Annotated in this window: 15 protein-coding genes; 9 read left to right on the top strand and 6 right to left on the bottom strand. The window is 57.0% G+C overall.

Annotated elements, in window-relative coordinates:
- Window positions 1–169: 169 nt before the first annotated feature.
- Entirely contained in the window at window positions 170–1,249 is a 1,080-nt protein-coding gene (locus ACR0NW_RS11905) for a DUF2793 domain-containing protein (RefSeq protein ID WP_480450434.1), read from the top strand.
- A gap of 34 nt (window positions 1,250–1,283) precedes the next feature.
- Here ACR0NW_RS11905 and fcl read toward each other — a convergent pair whose 3' ends face one another.
- Together fcl and gmd are read right to left on the bottom strand one after the other, a co-directional pair.
- Entirely contained in the window at window positions 1,284–2,258 is a 975-nt protein-coding gene (fcl, locus tag ACR0NW_RS11900) for a GDP-L-fucose synthase (RefSeq protein WP_480450435.1), read from the bottom strand.
- 11 nt (window positions 2,259–2,269) lie between these two features.
- Complete coding sequence (gene gmd, locus ACR0NW_RS11895; RefSeq protein WP_480450437.1) at window positions 2,270–3,394, bottom strand: GDP-mannose 4,6-dehydratase; 1,125 nt, start codon at window positions 3,392–3,394, stop codon at window positions 2,270–2,272.
- A 158-nt stretch (window positions 3,395–3,552) separates the two neighbouring features.
- Between gmd and ACR0NW_RS11890 the strand changes: the two genes are divergently transcribed.
- Window positions 3,553–4,857, top strand: coding sequence for a UDP-glucose dehydrogenase family protein (locus ACR0NW_RS11890; RefSeq protein ID WP_480450438.1), 1,305 nt, complete (start codon window positions 3,553–3,555; stop codon window positions 4,855–4,857).
- A 6-nt stretch (window positions 4,858–4,863) separates the two neighbouring features.
- On the opposite strand, the gene ACR0NW_RS11885 is transcribed toward ACR0NW_RS11890, so the two are convergent.
- Both ACR0NW_RS11885 and ACR0NW_RS11880 read right to left on the bottom strand, forming a co-directional pair.
- Window positions 4,864–5,430 carry a UbiX family flavin prenyltransferase gene (locus ACR0NW_RS11885; RefSeq protein WP_480450439.1) on the bottom strand — a complete coding sequence of 189 codons (567 nt, stop codon included), beginning with the start codon at window positions 5,428–5,430 and terminating at the stop codon, window positions 4,864–4,866.
- Complete coding sequence (locus ACR0NW_RS11880) at window positions 5,427–6,935, bottom strand: UbiD family decarboxylase (RefSeq protein WP_480450581.1); 1,509 nt, start codon at window positions 6,933–6,935, stop codon at window positions 5,427–5,429. Before ACR0NW_RS11880 ends, ACR0NW_RS11885 begins: the two co-directional genes overlap by 4 nt.
- A gap of 159 nt (window positions 6,936–7,094) precedes the next feature.
- On the opposite strand from ACR0NW_RS11880, the gene ubiT reads away from it, so the two are divergent.
- From ubiT to ACR0NW_RS11860, 4 genes are read left to right on the top strand one after another with little or no spacing between them, the layout of a single operon-like run.
- Entirely contained in the window at window positions 7,095–7,637 is a 543-nt protein-coding gene (gene ubiT, locus ACR0NW_RS11875) for a ubiquinone anaerobic biosynthesis accessory factor UbiT (protein WP_480450441.1), read from the top strand.
- Window positions 7,637–8,614 carry a ubiquinone anaerobic biosynthesis protein UbiU gene (gene ubiU, locus ACR0NW_RS11870; protein ID WP_480450583.1) on the top strand — a complete coding sequence of 326 codons (978 nt, stop codon included), beginning with the start codon at window positions 7,637–7,639 and terminating at the stop codon, window positions 8,612–8,614. The genes ubiT and ubiU overlap by 1 nt, the downstream gene beginning before the upstream one ends.
- 4 nt (window positions 8,615–8,618) lie before the next feature.
- Window positions 8,619–9,524 (top strand): ubiquinone anaerobic biosynthesis protein UbiV, encoded by a 906-nt coding sequence (gene ubiV / locus ACR0NW_RS11865; RefSeq protein WP_480450442.1) that lies wholly within the window; start codon window positions 8,619–8,621, stop codon window positions 9,522–9,524.
- A gap of 18 nt (window positions 9,525–9,542) precedes the next feature.
- Entirely contained in the window at window positions 9,543–10,754 is a 1,212-nt protein-coding gene (locus tag ACR0NW_RS11860; protein WP_480450444.1) for an NnrS family protein, read from the top strand.
- 11 nt (window positions 10,755–10,765) lie between these two features.
- Here ACR0NW_RS11860 and gntH read toward each other — a convergent pair whose 3' ends face one another.
- Both gntH and ACR0NW_RS11850 read right to left on the bottom strand, forming a co-directional pair.
- On the bottom strand, window positions 10,766–11,935 hold the full coding sequence (gene gntH / locus ACR0NW_RS11855) for a guanitoxin biosynthesis MBL fold metallo-hydrolase GntH (RefSeq protein ID WP_480450446.1): 1,170 nt from the start codon (window positions 11,933–11,935) through the stop codon (window positions 10,766–10,768).
- A 388-nt stretch (window positions 11,936–12,323) separates the two neighbouring features.
- Window positions 12,324–13,628 carry a HupE/UreJ family protein gene (locus ACR0NW_RS11850; RefSeq protein WP_480450448.1) on the bottom strand — a complete coding sequence of 435 codons (1,305 nt, stop codon included), beginning with the start codon at window positions 13,626–13,628 and terminating at the stop codon, window positions 12,324–12,326.
- Between the two features lie 134 nt (window positions 13,629–13,762).
- Here ACR0NW_RS11850 and ACR0NW_RS11845 point away from each other — a divergent pair, with 134 nt between their 5' ends.
- The 3 genes from ACR0NW_RS11845 to ACR0NW_RS11835 all read left to right on the top strand — a co-directional run bounded on the left by ACR0NW_RS11845 (window position 13,763) and on the right by ACR0NW_RS11835 (window position 17,595).
- Window positions 13,763–15,532, top strand: a complete 1,770-nt coding sequence (locus ACR0NW_RS11845; RefSeq protein WP_480450450.1) for a hypothetical protein — start codon at window positions 13,763–13,765, stop codon at window positions 15,530–15,532.
- A 121-nt stretch (window positions 15,533–15,653) separates the two neighbouring features.
- Window positions 15,654–16,778, top strand: coding sequence for an ABC transporter permease (locus ACR0NW_RS11840; protein ID WP_170652795.1), 1,125 nt, complete (start codon window positions 15,654–15,656; stop codon window positions 16,776–16,778).
- Window position 16,779: 1 nt separating this feature from the next.
- Window positions 16,780–17,595: an ABC transporter ATP-binding protein gene (locus tag ACR0NW_RS11835; protein WP_480450452.1), complete on the top strand. Its 816-nt coding sequence runs from the start codon at window positions 16,780–16,782 to the stop codon at window positions 17,593–17,595.
- Window positions 17,596–17,600: the final 5 nt, after the last annotated feature.

Below are 17,600 nucleotides of genomic sequence, written 5' to 3'. Positions count from 1 at the left end.
CGCGGCTGGGTCTACAAATGGGCCCAATTGTGGCGTTTGTTTCCAATTCGAGAAATTACGGTAAACAAAAAATCAACTGAGAGTTCGGGCTGCTCGGATGAGATTTACTGGTTCGGTCGCAGGGTTGCGCGCAATTCGAATTGCCGGACAACATCGACAGGAGATTCCGATGCCACAGATCTCGCCGCTTTTGGCCCTGCCCTTTTTGCAACCTTCTCAGGCCCAAAAACACGTCACCCACAATGAGGCACTGCGCAAACTGGACCTTGTCGTTCAATTGAGTTTGGCGTCTACCAATGCGATGACACCGCCGGTCTCGCCTGCCGAGGGGGATATTCACAGCCTGGGGGCCAACCCGACCGGAGACTGGGTTGGTCAGGCGGGTAAGCTTGCGGCTTTGCTGGACGACACATGGCACTTTTTCTCTGCCCGCGCGGGGTGGCGGGCATGGGATGCTGCCGCAAGCCGGCTTGTGGTCTGGGACGGCTCAGCGTGGGTCGAGCCGCCTGTTGAGCTTCAGAATCTCGATGGTGTCGGCATTGCGACCAGCCATGATCAGAACAACCGCTTGTCGGTACGTGCTCCGGCAACGCTGTTGTCTCACGAAGGGGCCGGGCATCAGTTGAAAATTAACAAAGCGAGCGCAGGAGACACCGCATCTCTGCTGTTCCAGTCAAACTGGACCGGTCACGCGGAAATGGGGCTGGCCGGGGGAACAGGGTTTTCCATCAAGGTATCGACGGATGGCGGATCGTGGACTGAAGCGCTGGCCATTGATCCGTCCGCGGGAACAGCCAGCGGAGCGGCCGTGCAGAACAGTGCTGACGACACCACCCCCGGCAGACTGATGCGGGCGGATTACGGGTATGGTCCTGGTAATCTGGTGGGCACGGTTTCTGAAAATGCCGGTGCACCCACGGGTGCCGTCATCGAACGCGGCAGCACCGCAAACGGAGAGTTCGTAAGATTTGCCGACGGAACCCAGATTTGCTCGGCGACGCTTGCCGGAGTGAGTTGTACGAATGCGCAAGGCGCACTGTTCGACACCGGTGCAATCATGACGTGGGATTTCCCGGCCACATTCGTCGCTGGCAGCACCCCCGCCGTCAGTGGAAACGGCGGCGCGCCGCAGCGTTTTGTTGGCTGCGACACAGCATCGGCCACTCAGGTTGCTTATCAGGTGATGTCGGCAAGCTCCGATACTTCCACATCGGCACCTGCCATGATTGCCATCGGACGCTGGTATTGATGGATGGCCGTCCGGCAGGTTTGCCGGGCGGCCCTTAAACCCGAATGTCAGTGTCGGATTGCTTGAGGAACCAATCGTAGGTTTCGCGAATGCCGCCTTCCAGTTCAATCCGCGCGGTCCAGCCCATGTCAGCAAGCCGCGAAACGTCCATCAACTTGCGCATTGTGCCGTCGGGTTTGCTGGTGTCCTGGGTTATCTTGCCCGAAAAACCAGTGACTTTCGCCACCAGCGCGGCCAATTCGGCAATCGACACATCCGAACCACAGCCGACGTTGATGTGGCTCAACATAGGCTGCGTGTTCGCCTCGTAATCGGCTCGTGGCAAGTCCAGCACAAACAGAGAGGCTTCGGCCATATCGTCCACGTGCAGGAACTCGCGCCGCGGCTTCCCGGTTCCCCAGATCACGACCTCATCCAGACCATCCCGGGCCGCCTCATGGAAACGGCGGATCAGCGCGGGCAGAACATGCGAGTTCTCAGGGTGGAAATTGTCACCCGGCCCGTAGAGGTTCGTGGGCATGACCGAGCGATAGTCGACACCGTGCTGGCGATTATAGCTTTCGCACAGCTTGATGCCTGCAATCTTGGCCACGGCATACGGCTCATTGGTGGGTTCCAGAACCCCGGTCAGCAGCGCATCTTCGCGCATTGGCTGCGGAACTGCTCGGGGATAGATGCAGGAACTGCCCAGTTGCAACAGTTGCTTGACGCCCGAAGCAAAAGCCTGATGAATCACATTGCACTCGATCATCAGGTTTTCATAAATAAAATCAGCTGGGTATGTGTTATTGGCGTGAATACCGCCCACTTTTGCAGCGGCAAGTATCACGACATCGGGGCGTTCGGTTTCCATAAAGGTTCGAACGGCGGACTGATCCGTCAGATCAAGTTCTGCGTGGGTTCTCGTCACGAGTTCCAGCGGCTCGCCCGCCTCTTTGCGATCCTGAAGGCGGCGCAGGATCGCACCGCCTACCATACCCCGGTGACCGGCGACATAGATCTTACGCATCAGCCTACTCCTCAGCCGTTTTCCAGGCTAACCGGCAATTCATACCCGTGCTCTTTGAGCAATGCATGACGTTTGGCCGTTTTCAGATCTTCGGAGACCATTTCTTCGCACATCTGCTGGACGGTCAGTTCCGGCTCCCAGCCCAGTTTCTGTTTTGCATTCGTGGGATCGCCCAACAGGGTCTCCACTTCGGCCGGGCGGAAATACTGCGGATCGATACGGACGATGACATCACCGACCTTCAGCGCCGGGGCATTTTCGCCCTTGATCGCGGAAACAGTTGCGATTTCATCCACGCCTTCGCCCGAGAATTCCAGAGTAACGCCCAGCTCGGCCGCCGACCACGCTATGAACTGGCGAACAGAATATTGTTTGCCGGTCGCGATCACAAAATCTTCGGGGTTGTCCTGCTGCAGCATCATCCACTGCATCCGCACATAGTCCTTGGCATGGCCCCAGTCACGCAGACTGTCGATGTTGCCCATGTACAGGCAGTCTTCCAGGCCCTGCGCGATATTCGCCAGGCCCCGCGTGATCTTGCGGGTCACAAAGGTCTCGCCGCGGCGCGGGCTTTCGTGATTGAACAGGATGCCGTTGCAGGCATACATGCCGTAGGCCTCACGGTAGTTGACGGTAATCCAGTAGGAATAAAGCTTGGCCACCGCATAAGGGCTGCGCGGATAAAACGGCGTGGTCTCGCGTTGAGGGATTTCCTGAACCAGACCGTAAAGCTCGGAAGTCGATGCCTGATAAAAGCGTGTTTTCTTTTCCAGCCCGAGGAACCGGATCGCCTCAAGCAGGCGGAGGGTGCCAAGGGCATCCACGTCCGCCGTATATTCCGGCGATTCAAAACTGACCGCCACGTGGGACTGCGCGCCGAGGTTGTAAACCTCGTCCGGCTGCACCTCCTGAATGATTCGCGTCAGGTTCGAAGTGTCGCTTAGATCGCCATAATGCAGCCGCAACTTCGGGTTTGGTTCGTGCGGGTCCTGATAAATGTGATCGATCCGCTGTGTGTTGAAAGACGAGGCGCGGCGTTTAATTCCATGCACTTCGTAGCCTTTGGCCAATAGAAACTCGGCCAGATACGATCCGTCCTGACCTGTAATTCCGGTAATCAAAGCTGTTTTGGTCATTAAAGCCCCACCAAATTCACGTTCTTGTTTGTCGCCCCAAAAACCTCAAGATCGAAGGGAATGCAAGCGGACGCTGATTACAGGCATTGAATCCGGCGGCGGATTCTTCAAATGTAGGGCCGCCATCGGCGGTAATTGAGTAAGAAGGGTTTCGGATAATGCGAATTGCGATGATCGGCACCGGCTACGTGGGCCTGGTGTCAGGGGTGTGTTTTTCCGATTTCGGACATGACGTGACCTGCGTCGACAAAGCAGTCGCCAAGATCGAGATGTTGCAAGCCGGAAAGGTTCCGATTTATGAGCCCGGCCTTGATACGTTGATGGCCAAGAATGTCGCTGCCGGACGCCTGAATTTTACCACCGATCTGGCCTCCGCAGTGCGCGAGGCTGACGCCGTTTTTATTGCGGTGGGCACGCCGACCCGCCGCGGTGACGGTCACGCAGACCTGACTTATGTGATGGCCGCCGCCGAAGAGATTGCGCATGCCGTTTCCGGTTACACGGTGATCATCACGAAATCCACGGTACCTGTCGGCACCAATCGCAAGGTGCAGCAGATTGTGGCCGAGGCTAATCCAGACGCGGAATTCGACGTTGCCTCCAACCCCGAATTTCTGCGCGAAGGCGCGGCAATAGACGATTTCATGCGCCCCGACCGCGTGGTTGTCGGTGTCGAGTCGGACCGCGCGGCCGAGGTGATGGCAGAAATCTATCGCCCGCTTTATCTGCGTGATTTTCCGATTCTGACGACCGATCTGGAATCCGCTGAAATGATCAAATACGCGGCCAATGCGTTCCTTGCGACCAAGATCACATTCATCAATGAAATTGCGGGCCTGTGTGAACGTGTTGGCGGCGACGTCAAGGAGGTGGCGCGCGGCATCGGTCTGGATGGCCGCATCGGCAATAAATTCCTGCATGCAGGGCCAGGTTATGGCGGGTCCTGCTTTCCCAAGGATACCGCTGCGCTAGCACGTATCGGGCAGGAACATGCCCATCCGATGCAGATCACTGAAACCGTCATCCGGGTGAACGACGGCGTCAAGAGCCGGATGGTCGACAAAATTCGCGACGCTTGCGACGACAACTTCAACGGCAAGACGGTTGCGGTTCTGGGTGTCACCTTCAAACCGAACACCGACGATATGCGCGACGCCCCATCCGTTACAATCGTACCGGCACTGATTGGAGGCGGCGCCCAGGTTCGGGTCGTGGACCCGCAGGGCCGTGCCGAAGGAGAGGCCTTGTTGCCCGGTGTTCAATGGGTGGATGACCCCTACAAGGCAGCTGCAGGCGCCGATGTAGTTGTTTTGCTGACTGAATGGAACGAATTCCGCGCCCTGAATCTTGAAGATATCGCCAAAGGAATGAAGACCCCGCGCATGGTGGATTTGCGTAACATTTATTCCGAAAAGCGAGCCATGAATTCGGGCTTTGAAAAGTATGTGGGTGTGGGGCGCTGATCGAACCTAGCCATCCCACTGACGGGCCACGGGTTGGCCAATTCCCAACAGATCAATCGCCCGTGCTGCAATCTGATCTATGATTTCAGGCACAGATTGAGGCAGCAGGTAAAAGGCCGGGACCGGTGGCAGCATGATTGCCCCCAGTTCGGTGGCGGCGGTCATGTTCCGAAGATGCGCCAGCGTCAAAGGCGCCTCTCGCGCCAGCAACACCACTCGGCGGCGTTCTTTAAGTTGAACCGATGCGGCGCGGGTCAGCAGGTTGTCATCCAGCCCATGAGCAATGGCGGCCAGACTGCGCATTGAACAGGGGGCCACGATCATACCCGCAACTGGCACCGAGCCCGAAGCGATAGAGGCGCCGATGTTTTCGGCCGGATGCACCCGTGTCGCGAATGCGCTTAGCTTGTCCATTCCATCCGGACCACATTCGGCAGCAATGGTGCGCTCTGCCGCTGCGCTGATGACCAGATCAACCTCGGCACCCAGATCACGCAGTTGCCTTGCAACCGATATACCCAAAGCTGCACCAGATGCACCGGACAATCCCAGGACGACACGTTTCCTGTTCATGAGACCAGACCCGGCAGATGATCACGTAGAAGTTCAGCCGCAAATGCGGCGTCTTCGGGATCCGTTGTCATGACTTCCCCCCACTCGCGGGTTGTTTCCGCACCGATTTTGCGTGTCGCGTCGAACCCCATTTTTCCGGTCAGCCCCGGTTGCGTGGACGCAAAGTCGAGATAGTCGATGGGTGTGTTCTGCATCATCATCACATCCCGCGCCGGGTCCATGCGGGTTGCGATCGCCCATGCGATGTCGTCCCAGTTTCTGACGTCGATATCGTCATCCACAACGATTATGGATTTGGTGTAACTGAATTGCGGCAACATCCCCCAAAGCGCCATCATGACCCGCCGCGCCTGACCGGGATAGCGCTTGTCGATACTGACAACGGCCATACGATACGAGCATGCTGCAGGGGGCAGCCAAACATCCAGAATGTCGGGAATCTGCGCACGGATTGTCGGCAGCGCAAGCCGGTTGAAAACCTCGCCGATGATAGCCGGCTCATCCGGCGGGCGTCCTGTATAGGTCGAAAGGTACAACGGATTTTCCCGATGCGTCACGGCAGTGACATTCATGACCGGGAACGGCTCAGCCGGGTTGTAATAGCCGGTGTGATCCCCGAAAGGGCCTTCGGGGGCTGTTTCCGTTGCTGACACCCAGCCTTCGATTACGATCTCGGCTTCGGCGGGAACCATCAAAGGTATTGTCTTTGCCCTGACCAGTCGTGGACGTGTGCCGCTGAGCACACCGGAAAAGGTCAGCTCGGACACTGATTCCGGCAGGGGCAGAGCCGCGGCCAGCAGCATTCCGGGATCAGCACCAAGGACAACCGCAATGGGCGTGGCCTGACCCTTTGCAGACCAGCTGCGATGATGCGCCGCCCCACCCCGGTGCGGCAGCCACCGCATGATCAGGCGGTTTTGATCCAGAACCTGAGCACGATAGACCCCGGCATTGTAGCGCGCGGTTTCATCCGGTTCCGACCCGAATGGCCGCGTCAGGACCACTGGCCATGTGATCAGGGGACCGGCATCGCCCGGCCAGTGGGTCTGAACAGGCAGTGCGGACAGATCTGCGGCCTCGCCTTCATGCGTTATCTGTTGAACCGGGGCACTGCGGCAAACCTTTGGCCGTGTGCTGAGCGCTGCCCGCAGCAATGGCCAGCGCGCCAGTGCATCTCTCATTCCGTCCGGCGGCGTAGGCGCCCGAAGCTCGGACAGGAAACCACCCAGCGCGCCAAGGTTTTCCGGGGCCACCCCCAATCCCGCAGCAACGCGATCCGGGTGTCCGAACAGATTGGTTACAACCGGAATGTCGAAACTGGCCCCATCTGCCCCGGTCGGGTGGTCAAACTGCAGAACCGGCCCCCCGCCTTCCAGTACAGCCTTGTGCACCGCTGTCATTCTGTGCGCGACAGGCACCGGTTGCGGAATTGAGCTGAACTGCCCGGAGTCACGGCACCAGTCGAGAAAGCGGCGCAGGCTGGGAAAGGGAGGGTAGTCGCGAATGGGTCTTCTCCTGCAGGGCCTTGTCATTGCGGCCTCTAGTTCGCGCCTAACAGCAGGTTCGTGGATCGAAATTGACGTTCGTCAATTCACGTTTGGATTCACGCTCCTAGAAAGACCACGCTGAACCTGTTGACCGCCAAGGCAGAAAAGGAACAATCCTTGGATCACTTCCCATCGGCGTTTCCAAAGTGCCCCGCACCGCTGCAACGCGCCTTGCGGGTAGCCCCGCTTGTGCCGCTGTCCATAACACTCACAAAGTTCTCCCGAGCCGTTGCGGTAAGACACCCTTCGTTGTTTCGACGTCTGGGCGAGCACGCGCATTCGCGGTTTATTCTGGATCCCACCGACCTGCCCTTTGTCATCAGCCTGGAACCGCAGGGTGGCCACCCAAGCGTTCGGGCATTGCGCGGGCATGGGCAAGGCGATGCAAGGATCGCAGGGGCGTTGTCCGTGCTGTTGGGCCTGCTGCATGGCGCGGTTGACGGTGATGCGCTGTTTTTCTCTCGCGATCTGGTGATCGAAGGCGACACCGCCGCCGTACTTGCCCTGCGCAATGCGATCGACGACAGCGAGATTGATTTGTCGGATGAACTGGCGCGCATGTCTGGCCCGTTCTCTCCCGCGTTGCGGCAACTGGTCGGGCTGGCCGAACGCCGTGCCGGGCTGTGCCTGTCCCGGCCAGAGGAGGCGTTGGCATGGTAATGGAAATCGTCTGCCCCGCCGGAACACCTGCGGCGTTGCGCGCTGCAGTCAAAGCCGGGGCTCATACCGTCTATTGTGGTTTTGCGGATGAAACCAACGCCCGAAACTTTCCCGGTCTGAACTTTGACCGGGCTGAAATGCGCGAAGGCGTTGCATTTGCGCATGCGCATGGGGCCAAGGTTCTGGTGGCGATCAACACCTTTCCGCGAGCCGGTGCCGAACATATCTGGCATCAGGCAATCGGTGATGCTGCGGCTGCAGGGGCAGATGCCGTTATTCTGGCTGATCTCGGGCTGCTGGATTACGCCGCACGGACCCATCCGGCCCTAAGGCGCCATATGTCCGTACAGGCAGCAGCGGCAAATGCCGATATCATCAACTTCTGCGCCACCGAGTTTGGCATCCGACGTGTCGTGCTGCCGCGTGTCCTGTCCGTGCCCGAAATCGCTGCCATCAATGCCGAGACGGATGTGGAAACCGAAGTCTTTGTTTTCGGCGGCCTCTGCGTGATGGCCGAAGGGCGTTGCTCACTTTCTTCTTATGCGACAGGTAAATCGCCAAACATGAACGGCGTGTGCTCACCGGCCAGTCATGTGGAATACCGCGAAAGCGCCGGAAAACTGGATGCCCGGCTGAACGGCTTTACGATCCATCGTGTCGGACAGGACGAGCCGGTGCCCTACCCGACACTTTGCAAAGGCTGTTTCAGCGCCGGTGGCAAGACCGGGCACCTGTTCGAAGACCCGGTGAGCCTGAATGCCGAACGGCTGATCCCGCAGTTGTCAAAGGCAGGCGTCACGGCACTCAAAATCGAGGGGCGGCAAAGATCCAAGGCTTATGTCGCGCAGGTCGTGCGCAATTTTCGCGCGGCCGTGGACGCGCTCGACAAGGGCCAGCCCGTGCCCGAGGGGTTGCTGGCGTCGCTGTCCGAAGGTCAGGCGACAACCACGGGCGCTTATCGAAAAACCTGGAGGTGACGGCATGGAACTGACCGCAGGCCCCGTTCAGTATTTCTGGAAAGCCGACCAATGGGCGGAATTTTATGAAAATCTTGCCACAACCCCCGTCGATCGCGTGGTTCTGGGCGAATTGGTGTGTTCGAAACGCCTGCCCTTTTTTCAGGACCGTATTCCCGGCGCGATTTCGACCCTGCTGTCGGCCGGAAAACAGGTTGCCCTGACCAGCCTTGCGCTGATTACGTTGAAACGTGAGCGCAAGATCACTGCGGAACTGGCCGAAATGGGGGCGGAAGTCGAGGTTAACGACCTGACGGCACTTGCCTATCTGCCCGAAGGCACCGCCTTTTCGGTTGGCCCCTTGGTCAATGTTTATAATGAAAGCACTCTGCGTTGGCTTGCTGGGCGCGGCGCGACCCGTATCTGCCTGCCGCCAGAACTTCCCCTTGCGTCGGTGCGTGTTCTCGTACGCGCAGGGCAAGAGCACGGCGTCGCAATCGAGGTTTGGGGACACGGGCGTGTGCCGTTGGCTATCTCCGGGCGATGCTATCACGCACGCAGGCACGGGCGGACCAAGGATAACTGCCAGTTTGCCTGCGAAGAGGACCCCGATGGTCTCGACGTCCGCACGATGGATGACCAGCCTTTTCTTGCGATGAACGGGGTGCAAACCCTGTCGGACAGCTATGCCTGTGTCGATTATCAGATTGAAGCACTGTGCGATGCAGGGGTATCCGCACTGCGTTTGTCACCGCAATCCTCAGGGTTTGGAAGCCTTTGCGAGGTCTACCGTCAGCGTGTCAGTGGGGCCGTGGGTCCCGGCGCAGTGTCCCAAGCCGTTCAGGATCGCACGCCCGGCGTCCGGCTGAGCAACGGTTTTCTGTTAGGTACCAGCGGTGTTGAATGGTCTGACCGGTCTGCACCTGCGTAATTTGCTGCGGAAATAGCGATGCAATTCGCCTGTGGGTTCAGGTCTTTTTGGGCGATGCCCTACAGGCCGCTTTTTCCTGCGGCCTTCCTTTGCGCCGCCACTGTCATCCTGATCTGGCCGTTGGGGGCGGAATTCGGCTGGAACGCCCCATCACTTGGCACTCCGGCGCTGTGGCACGCACATGAACTGCTGTTCGGTTTTGGCGGGGCCGCCGTGGGTGGTTACATGCTGACTGCACTGCCCTCGTGGACCGGAAGCCGCCCGTTACAGGGCAGGTCGTTACAGTTGCTTCTGCTTTTTTGGTGCCTGTCCCGATTGGTCTGTGCCAACAGTGGCCCCCTGCCAGTCTGGGTGGTTCTGTTGCCGGGCCTGGGCTACTTTCTGTTTGTCGCGGCAATTCTGGCACGGGCGATCATTTCAGCGAAAGAGGGTCGAAAAGCCGGGTTCGTTGCCGTCGTTCTGGCGTTGGGCTTCTGCGATGCTCTGCTTCTCATTTCTTCTATCAGCGGTGCATACGCTCAGGCCAGTCAGGTGGCCGGAGCTACGATATTGGTATTTTCGATGTTGATAGCGGTGATTGGCGCCAAGGCAATCCCTGCTTTTAGCCGAAACTGGATGCTGGCTGTGTATGACCAAAAAGGGGATGGCACACAGTCAGCTCCATGGGTTGCAATATTTTGCATCGCCATAGGGACTGTGTCTTATCTCGTGAATGCAGGGATGCTCGGCGGAATGGCCTTTTTGTTGGCCGCAGGCATTTTGGTTCGAAGGATGCAAACATGGTTCCAGTGGGAAACACTGACGAACCCGCTTTTGACTGCGCTGAATGCTGCGTTTCTTTGGTTGCCATTCGGGTTGTCGTTGATTGCGGTTGCCGTGATGGCCCCAAGTGCCTATTCGACCTCAGCTGCGCTACACGCCATCACGGTTGGCGCGATGGGTTGTCTGATCATGGCGATCACCGCCCGCGCCGCAGCAAAACGGGAAAAGGGTGTCCTGCAGGCTCGCCGTGGCTTTGCGCTGTGCGCAACCCTGATCTGGCTGGCCTCGGTCTGTCGGCTGGCGGCGCCGTTACTCCCAGATCACTATAGCCCAGTGATTTCTGCCTCGGCCTTGATGTGGTGCCTGGGATGGCTTGCCTTCACTATCACATTCATACCCGCATTGATCGGACCGCCGAACCGGCCCGTATTAAGCGGGAACCGGATCGGCAATCTCAGAAACAACTGAGGCAGGCGCGATCACTGCATGTCGTGCTCTTTCTTGAATTCACTGACCAAATCCGTCAGCACGTCACTCACATCCCAAGCTCCTGCTTTCATCTCGTCACTCAGAGGATCCGTCAGACCAGTCGTGTCGGGTTTTGGCGGAGGTTTCGCGCCGGGCACTGACCAGGCTTCTTCAGTGATGACCGCCATGCGCTCTGTAATGGCTTCTTTGGTAATGTTCCAAACCATGTTGTCCGTGGCCAATGACAATGGCCCGTCATAGACCGTTCGAACCTGTTCATAGATATCGAACCGCGTACCTTCTTCGTTGAAAAAGTGGTATCCGATCGCGTGGCGCGGCTTGATCTCGGCCATAACTTTTCCAAAGGCGGCCGGAGCCGTGTGGACCTGAGTGCCCACGCCAAGGGCCTGTTCGGGCGACTGACCGTACCACTGGACCAGCTGATCCGGTGTCAGAAAGGTCTCATGAATCGCCAGATCCGCGTCCTTGGCATAGTCGATGTACCACTTGTTAGGATAGGTATCGCCGCCAATCACAATCTTCAGATCATTCCATTCCAGTGAAAAGCTGACCGGGCCGTCACCCGAATGAATCGCGGGCCATGACCGGATCACAACGCCGTTTTCGTCATACACGACCTCGTTTTCCCCACGAAAATCAAACTCGGTCACTTCAATTTTCCCGGGCTCCGGGCTGAGGGCAAAGTTGCGCGTTTGCGCATCCCAGTTGTAGGCCTTCAAAAAATGTTCGACCGCGTATTTTGTACCCATGTCCTCGGTTGCGCCGGACGGTCCCCAGATGCGCAACGGACCAGTCCGGCCTGCGGTCCAGCCACCCGCCCACAAAGTGGCGAGATCACCCCAGTGATCGGTGTGCAGGTGTGTGATGAATACCTTGTCCAGCATGTCATAGGGGATCATGTACGCTGCGACGTTGGCCATCGAGCCCGTGCCAATATCAAAAAAGAACTTATCGCCATTACCCAATTCGGCCAGAAAACAGGTCGCCGCCTGTTTGTGCCGCGCTGCCGGCATGCCTGTTCCGCACGCAATGAGACGAATTTCGTCATCCGCAAGCTCTTCGGTGCCGGGATAATAGACGTATCGGTCAGGGGCAGTGCCATTGGGGTCTGAAACGGTTCCGCCAGCAGCGAATACTGCAGGCGAAAGAATGAGTGACATGCTGAACGCCAGAAAACTGGTGTTTTTAGTCTTCCCAACGTTTCGGGTTTTTCCCTTTGCGGTCATCAAAACTCTCCCCTTTCTTGATGAAGCTTCGGACAGGGCACTAATTTAGAGGATGGCCCCTATTATTCTTATCTGTGAATAATTTTTGCATATTTTCTGACCATTGTCTGCTGTGACCAATCAATAGGCACAGTGTTTGGAGTTGGAGTTATGCACTCGCATCTAGCTGGTCTTTGCATGCGCACACTCAAACGTGTTTTTCCCCGATGATGAAAGCCTGCGTGACGACCTACTGATCGAAAGCTCAGACTTCTTTACCCGCAGGGCCTGATGATCGCGGCACTTCCGCCCGCCCGTTCTGGTTAAAAACTCGACGATCTTCTCACAGAAAAAATGCGGCTCTTTCGACTACCCAAAACATTGCGATGATCGATGCACAGCCAGCAACAACCCCGCGCGACAACAACCAAACGCGTCCGGGAATTCTGCGCAACACGACAACTATCGGCCAAACAAGCACAACAATGGCAAGCTGGCCGATTTCAACGCCGACGTTGAACGCCAGAAGGCTTTGCCAGACATTCGGGGCATCAACTTTCAGGATCTGGTGCAGCATGAACGAAAATCCGAATCCGTGCAGCAATCCGATGCCGGAAGTCACCGAAAATGCACGCAGATTACCACCCGGTGCTGTGTCGTCCTTAGACACAGCCATCCAGGCCGCGTAAATGATCGACAGCGCGATCGCCAGCTCAACGGTCGGGATAAACCATGCGCCACTGGGTGCGATGCCAAAAAAGCCAAGGATCAATGTAACCGTGTGGCCAATGGTAAACCCCGTTACCCTCTCGACAAGCGACCAAAGACCACTGGCCCCGATAATCATGCAAAGCACAAACAGAACGTGGTCCGGACCCTCAAGGATGTGGCGTATCCCTTCGACAACAAAGGTGGACACGGCAGCGGCAGACGACTGCATTATCTGAACGGGTTCGCCCATCAGTCCGGTGGCGCGGAAGGTCCTGATGATGTCCCCGCGATAGTCCAATATCAGGTTCGCTGTCTTTTCCTGTTCCGGCAGTCCCGGATCAAAAGAATGCGACATTGCATAAGATCGGATCGGTCCGCCGCCGTACCGAAGGTGAACGTCGACCACAGCATCCCCGACATATGTCTCTGGCGCGTCTGGGGGGAAAACCGTTTTGCCTTCGAATGCGGCCTTGGCTTCGTGCCGTGTCGCAAATCCGGGCTCTGTTCCAATTGGGTGCACCCTTACGGCCACGACCTGCAGCTGCAACTCACCTTCGTCACTTTGCACCTGAATATCACTTGTCGCGATTCTGCCCAGACCCATGGGATCGGCGGCCAATGCCCGATGATCAACGATGTGCATAACGGTGCCATCTTCCAGCCGGTTGACGGTAAACGGAGCAGGTTCAGGTAAACCGTCATCCTGCACCGGCCCCAAAAGACCCGCCAAAAGGTAGGCCAGGGGAAGGCGCAGGTACAGATCAGCCCCCTCATCGTTATGGACCACATGATGTATCCGAACATTCTGGTTGAGCTTGAAATGCGACATCGCAGCGGTACCGCAAAGGCTGGCTAGCAATACCAGACAGGCAATCGCTCTTGCCAATTTGCGCGGCTTGCCGGTGGTTGAGTTCGATTGACCCATCATCGTGATCATGCCTGAACCTCTGTGCGATCCGGTACAGAAAATCATGAAACCTTTTGATTTCACAGGCTCAATATGAAATTTTGAATATGAACAGCGAAGAGAGTTCAACATTTCGGCGGTGTTGGGCAGAAACGGCACGCGTAATGGTAAAGTTATTCTGCTTTTTCTTTCTTCTGGCGGCTACCGCCGCACGGGCGGATTACATGCCGTTTGGCGGTGCAGAGGTTGCACCGAACGTCGCAGAGTTTCACGTTGATGAAAACGGCGTGCATCTTCAGCTGGAGGTCTATTACGGCGATATTCCTGAGTTCGCAGCGCTGATCCCGGACGATTGGCTTACAGACTCAGAACGTCAGGCCCCTGTTTTTCAGGATCGGATTAAGAAATTTGCGCAAAGCGGTCTGAGCCTGAAACGTGATGACGGGACACCGCTGCCTATTCAGATAAAGACCGTTGAGCCGCGCATGCGGGTTGATCGCACGACCCCGTTGTCCGGTAAGGTAGATCCCTATTCAGGGCGGCGATTTCCGGAACCACCGGAAGATAAACGCGTTCTGTATGCCGATCTGTTTTATGATTTCGAGGGTACAAAACCGGATGCGATAACGCTGACCCCGCCCATGGGCGATAACGGAAAGCCCGATGTCTCGATCGGGATGGTTTTGTTCGATAGGGATGTTCCGGTCACAAGCTTCAAGTTTCTGTCAGGTCCAGCCCAGTTGAATATCAATTGGGACGATCCCTGGTATTCACATTTCGCCAACAGGAACCTCAGAAGACACCATGAATCTGCGGCAATGACGTTTCTTTATGTGGAACCGAGGGAAGTCCGGCATGAAAGTCTGATTAGAATCCGCGATCTGGCGAATTTTATTGGTGAAACTGCATCATACGACCAAAACCTAAACCAAGAAGACCAGCAAAAATTCAAAGCCGCCGCAATTGATTTTCTGACAAGTGGCAACACACTGATCTTGGACGGGAAGCAGGCATCGGCCCACTCCGGCCGTGCGGAGTTTCTGAGAATCACGACCAATGGTCTGGAGGTCCTGGATAATCCGGAACTCGTTGATCCATCCACCACCATGCTGGGCGTCATTCTGTCCTATCCGGTTGATGTCATTCCGCAAGAGGCAATCATAACCTGGAACCTGTTCAATGATCGAATTCTGAAAGTTCCCGCAACACTCACTGATCCTGCAGGGCCTTTCCTCAGCGGCGCTACCCCGGATGCACCTGAGATCAAATGGACCAATCATCTTTTGACCTATGAAGAACCAGTGCTGTCCCACTTGACCACAAGCGGGGCAGATAGCATTCGCTTGCCTGTTCTGACGCTGGCCTTCGCGCTTGTGGCCTTGATCGTTCTGGTATTTGCAATGCGAAAGAATGGAAGAACCAGACTGATATTTTCAGGCTTTTCTATCACGTGTCTGATGTTGGCCGGGTTGTTTTATGGGCGCGGCGAGTTGGCTTTTGCAAACCCTCTTCAAAAAACTCCAGATTCCGAAGCCGCGACAGCGATCTTTGCAACCATGCTGAACAACATAAACATTGCGGGCTATGAGGTTCTTGCGGACAGGAAGGCCGCGATGCTGGAGCCGGTGCTGGCCGATAAGACCAAAAAAGAGGTTCTGGCCGAGATCGAACGCGGTCTGGCCATTCCTGTTGTCGGCGGTGGATACGCCAGGTCCGACAGGGTTGAAGACGTGACGCTGACCGAAATCCGGCCACGTCAAAGCGGGCCGGGCTTTTCGGCCGTCGCTACCTGGACCGCGCGTGCGGGCGCGGGCCATTGGGGGCACAATCATCGCCGCAACGTCGCCTATCAGGCTGTGGTTGAGCTTGAAAACGCCGCGAGCGAATGGAAACTCGCCGGTCTGACGATACTGTCCGCAAGGCAACTCGAATAACAAATCCTCATCCCCCGGTTACTGACCAGACTGTAACCTCTTGGCAAACATGCCCGGCAAAATCACCCCGACCAAAAGATTTCCATTGCAGTCGGGGGGTTATCGGCTACTCATTCCAAACATGACCCAGCCTTCGCTTTCTTCAGAACAAACGGCTGACGGATTGCTTGTTCGCGTTGCAGGTAGAATGCTGACTCAGTCGCTGAACGTGGTTGAACGTCCATTTGAAGATGTAACAGGCAGTAATTCCAAGGCTGTGCTTGACCTGTCCGGGGTCGAAGCGCTGGATACCGGTGGCGCGTGGCTGATCGCCAACCTGAAACGCCGGTTAGAGGCTGAAGGCTGCGATGCGCAGGTAACTGGGGCCAAGCCGGCCCATGCTGCGCTTATCGAAACCGTTTCAGAAAACATGCCCGACGAGGCCGGACCCGAAGCCCCACCACATGGCTTTGTACCGTGGTTGGAACGGCTGGGTGAAAAAACCGCCGGTACGGTCAAGGATTCCATGTCAATTCTGGAATTTCTCGGCCTGACTCTGCATCGCCTTGTCCGATGTCTGCTGATGCCCTGGCGGCTGCGCAAGGCATCACTTGTCACGCATATGGACGAAACCGGCTTCAAGGCCATGCCCATCGTTATCCTAATGGGGTTTCTGATCGGTGTTGTGCTGGCATTTCAGGGCGCGACGCAGCTGAAACAGTTTGGCGCAGAAATTTTTGTGGTCGAACTGATTTCGATTTCGATCCTTCGCGAACTGGGCATCCTTCTGACCGCTATCATTGTTGCGGGCCGATCCGGGTCGGCCTTTACCGCATCCATCGGATCGATGAAGGTGCAAGAGGAGATCGACGCGATGCGCACGCTGGGCCTTGACCCGATCGAGGTGCTGGTCGTCCCGCGTGTTCTGGCATTGATTATCGTCCTGCCCATCCTGGGCTTTGTCGCTGACATCGCCGGCCTTTTCGGCGGCGCATTAATGAGTTGGATCGACCTGGGTGTCAGCCCGGGAATGTTCCTGACGCGCCTCAAGGAAAACACCGATGTCTGGCAACTTGCCGTTGGCTTGATCAAGGCCCCCTTCTTTGCACTGGTTATTGGCGTGATCGCCTGCTGGCAGGCCATGCAGGTCAAGGGGTCATCAGAGAGTGTTGGGCAACGCACAACCGCTTCGGTCGTACAGTCCATCTTTATGGTCATTGCCATCGACGCTCTGTTTTCGATCTTCTTTTCGGAAGTGGGGGTCTGACATGGACGGCTCAACCGTACAGCAGACCACAAGAACCGGCGCTCAGCGCGAGGCGGTCATCCGCGTCCGCAACCTGACCAATCGGTTCGGGCCTCAGGTTGTCCATGACAACCTTAATCTGGATGTCTGGCGGGGTGAGGTTCTGGGCGTTGTCGGCGGTTCCGGCACCGGCAAATCGGTGCTGCTCCGTACCATCGTGGGCCTCAACACGCCTGCGTCGGGCAGCATCGAAGTTCTGGGTGTTGATGTTCTGAACGCACCCGAAAAAGAACGCCGCCGCATCGAAAGACGCTGGGGCGTTGCGTTTCAGGACGGGGCGCTGTTTTCATCGCTGACTGTATTGCAAAACGTGATGGCCCCGCTGCGCGAGCATGTGAATATCAGCGAAAGCCTGATGCGTTCACTTGGCGCGCTCAAGATCAGCCTAGTGGGCCTTCCACAACTGAGTTGTGACAAGTTTCCTTCGGAATTGTCGGGCGGCATGCGCAAACGCGCCGCGCTGGCCCGCGCATTGGCAATGGACCCCGAGATCGTCTTTCTGGATGAACCGACCGCCGGTCTGGACCCGATCGGGGCGGCGGCATACGACGAACTGATTCAGGAACTGCAACAGGCGTTGGGGCTGACGGTATTCATGGTAACCCATGACCTCGACAGCCTTTATGCAATCTGTGACCGGATCGCCGTACTTGCCGAAAAACGTGTACTGGTGGAAGGTCCGATTGAAGAAATGGCCGAGGTCGATCATCCTTGGGTAAAGGAGTATTTCAACGGCCCCAGGGCGCGCGCAGCGCAAGATAAGGGGTATAACAGTTAGAGGCA

The organism is Ruegeria sp. CF5 (assembly GCF_056537325.1).
Note: the sequence above shows the minus strand (reverse complement) of the source record. Positions and strands in the feature narration are given on the sequence as shown.

What these genes read in the sequence shown, in the direction of transcription:
- ACR0NW_RS11860 (WP_480450444.1), top strand. Translation starts at nt 9,543, where the DNA reads ATGCAATTCGCCTGTGGGTTCAGGTCTTTTTGGGCGATGCCCTACAGG.
- ACR0NW_RS11890 (WP_480450438.1), top strand. Translation starts at nt 3,553, where the DNA reads ATGCGAATTGCGATGATCGGCACCGGCTACGTGGGCCTGGTGTCAGGG.
- gntH (WP_480450446.1), bottom strand. Translation starts at nt 11,935, where the DNA reads ATGTCACTCATTCTTTCGCCTGCAGTATTCGCTGCTGGCGGAACCGTT.
- fcl (WP_480450435.1), bottom strand. Translation starts at nt 2,258, where the DNA reads ATGCGTAAGATCTATGTCGCCGGTCACCGGGGTATGGTAGGCGGTGCG.
- ACR0NW_RS11835 (WP_480450452.1), top strand. Translation starts at nt 16,780, where the DNA reads ATGGACGGCTCAACCGTACAGCAGACCACAAGAACCGGCGCTCAGCGC.
- ACR0NW_RS11840 (WP_170652795.1), top strand. Translation starts at nt 15,654, where the DNA reads ATGACCCAGCCTTCGCTTTCTTCAGAACAAACGGCTGACGGATTGCTT.
- ubiV (WP_480450442.1), top strand. Translation starts at nt 8,619, where the DNA reads ATGGAACTGACCGCAGGCCCCGTTCAGTATTTCTGGAAAGCCGACCAA.
- ACR0NW_RS11885 (WP_480450439.1), bottom strand. Translation starts at nt 5,430, where the DNA reads ATGAACAGGAAACGTGTCGTCCTGGGATTGTCCGGTGCATCTGGTGCA.
- ACR0NW_RS11850 (WP_480450448.1), bottom strand. Translation starts at nt 13,628, where the DNA reads ATGATCACGATGATGGGTCAATCGAACTCAACCACCGGCAAGCCGCGC.
- ACR0NW_RS11905 (WP_480450434.1), top strand. Translation starts at nt 170, where the DNA reads ATGCCACAGATCTCGCCGCTTTTGGCCCTGCCCTTTTTGCAACCTTCT.
- ACR0NW_RS11845 (WP_480450450.1), top strand. Translation starts at nt 13,763, where the DNA reads ATGGTAAAGTTATTCTGCTTTTTCTTTCTTCTGGCGGCTACCGCCGCA.
- gmd (WP_480450437.1), bottom strand. Translation starts at nt 3,394, where the DNA reads ATGACCAAAACAGCTTTGATTACCGGAATTACAGGTCAGGACGGATCG.
- ubiU (WP_480450583.1), top strand. Translation starts at nt 7,637, where the DNA reads ATGGAAATCGTCTGCCCCGCCGGAACACCTGCGGCGTTGCGCGCTGCA.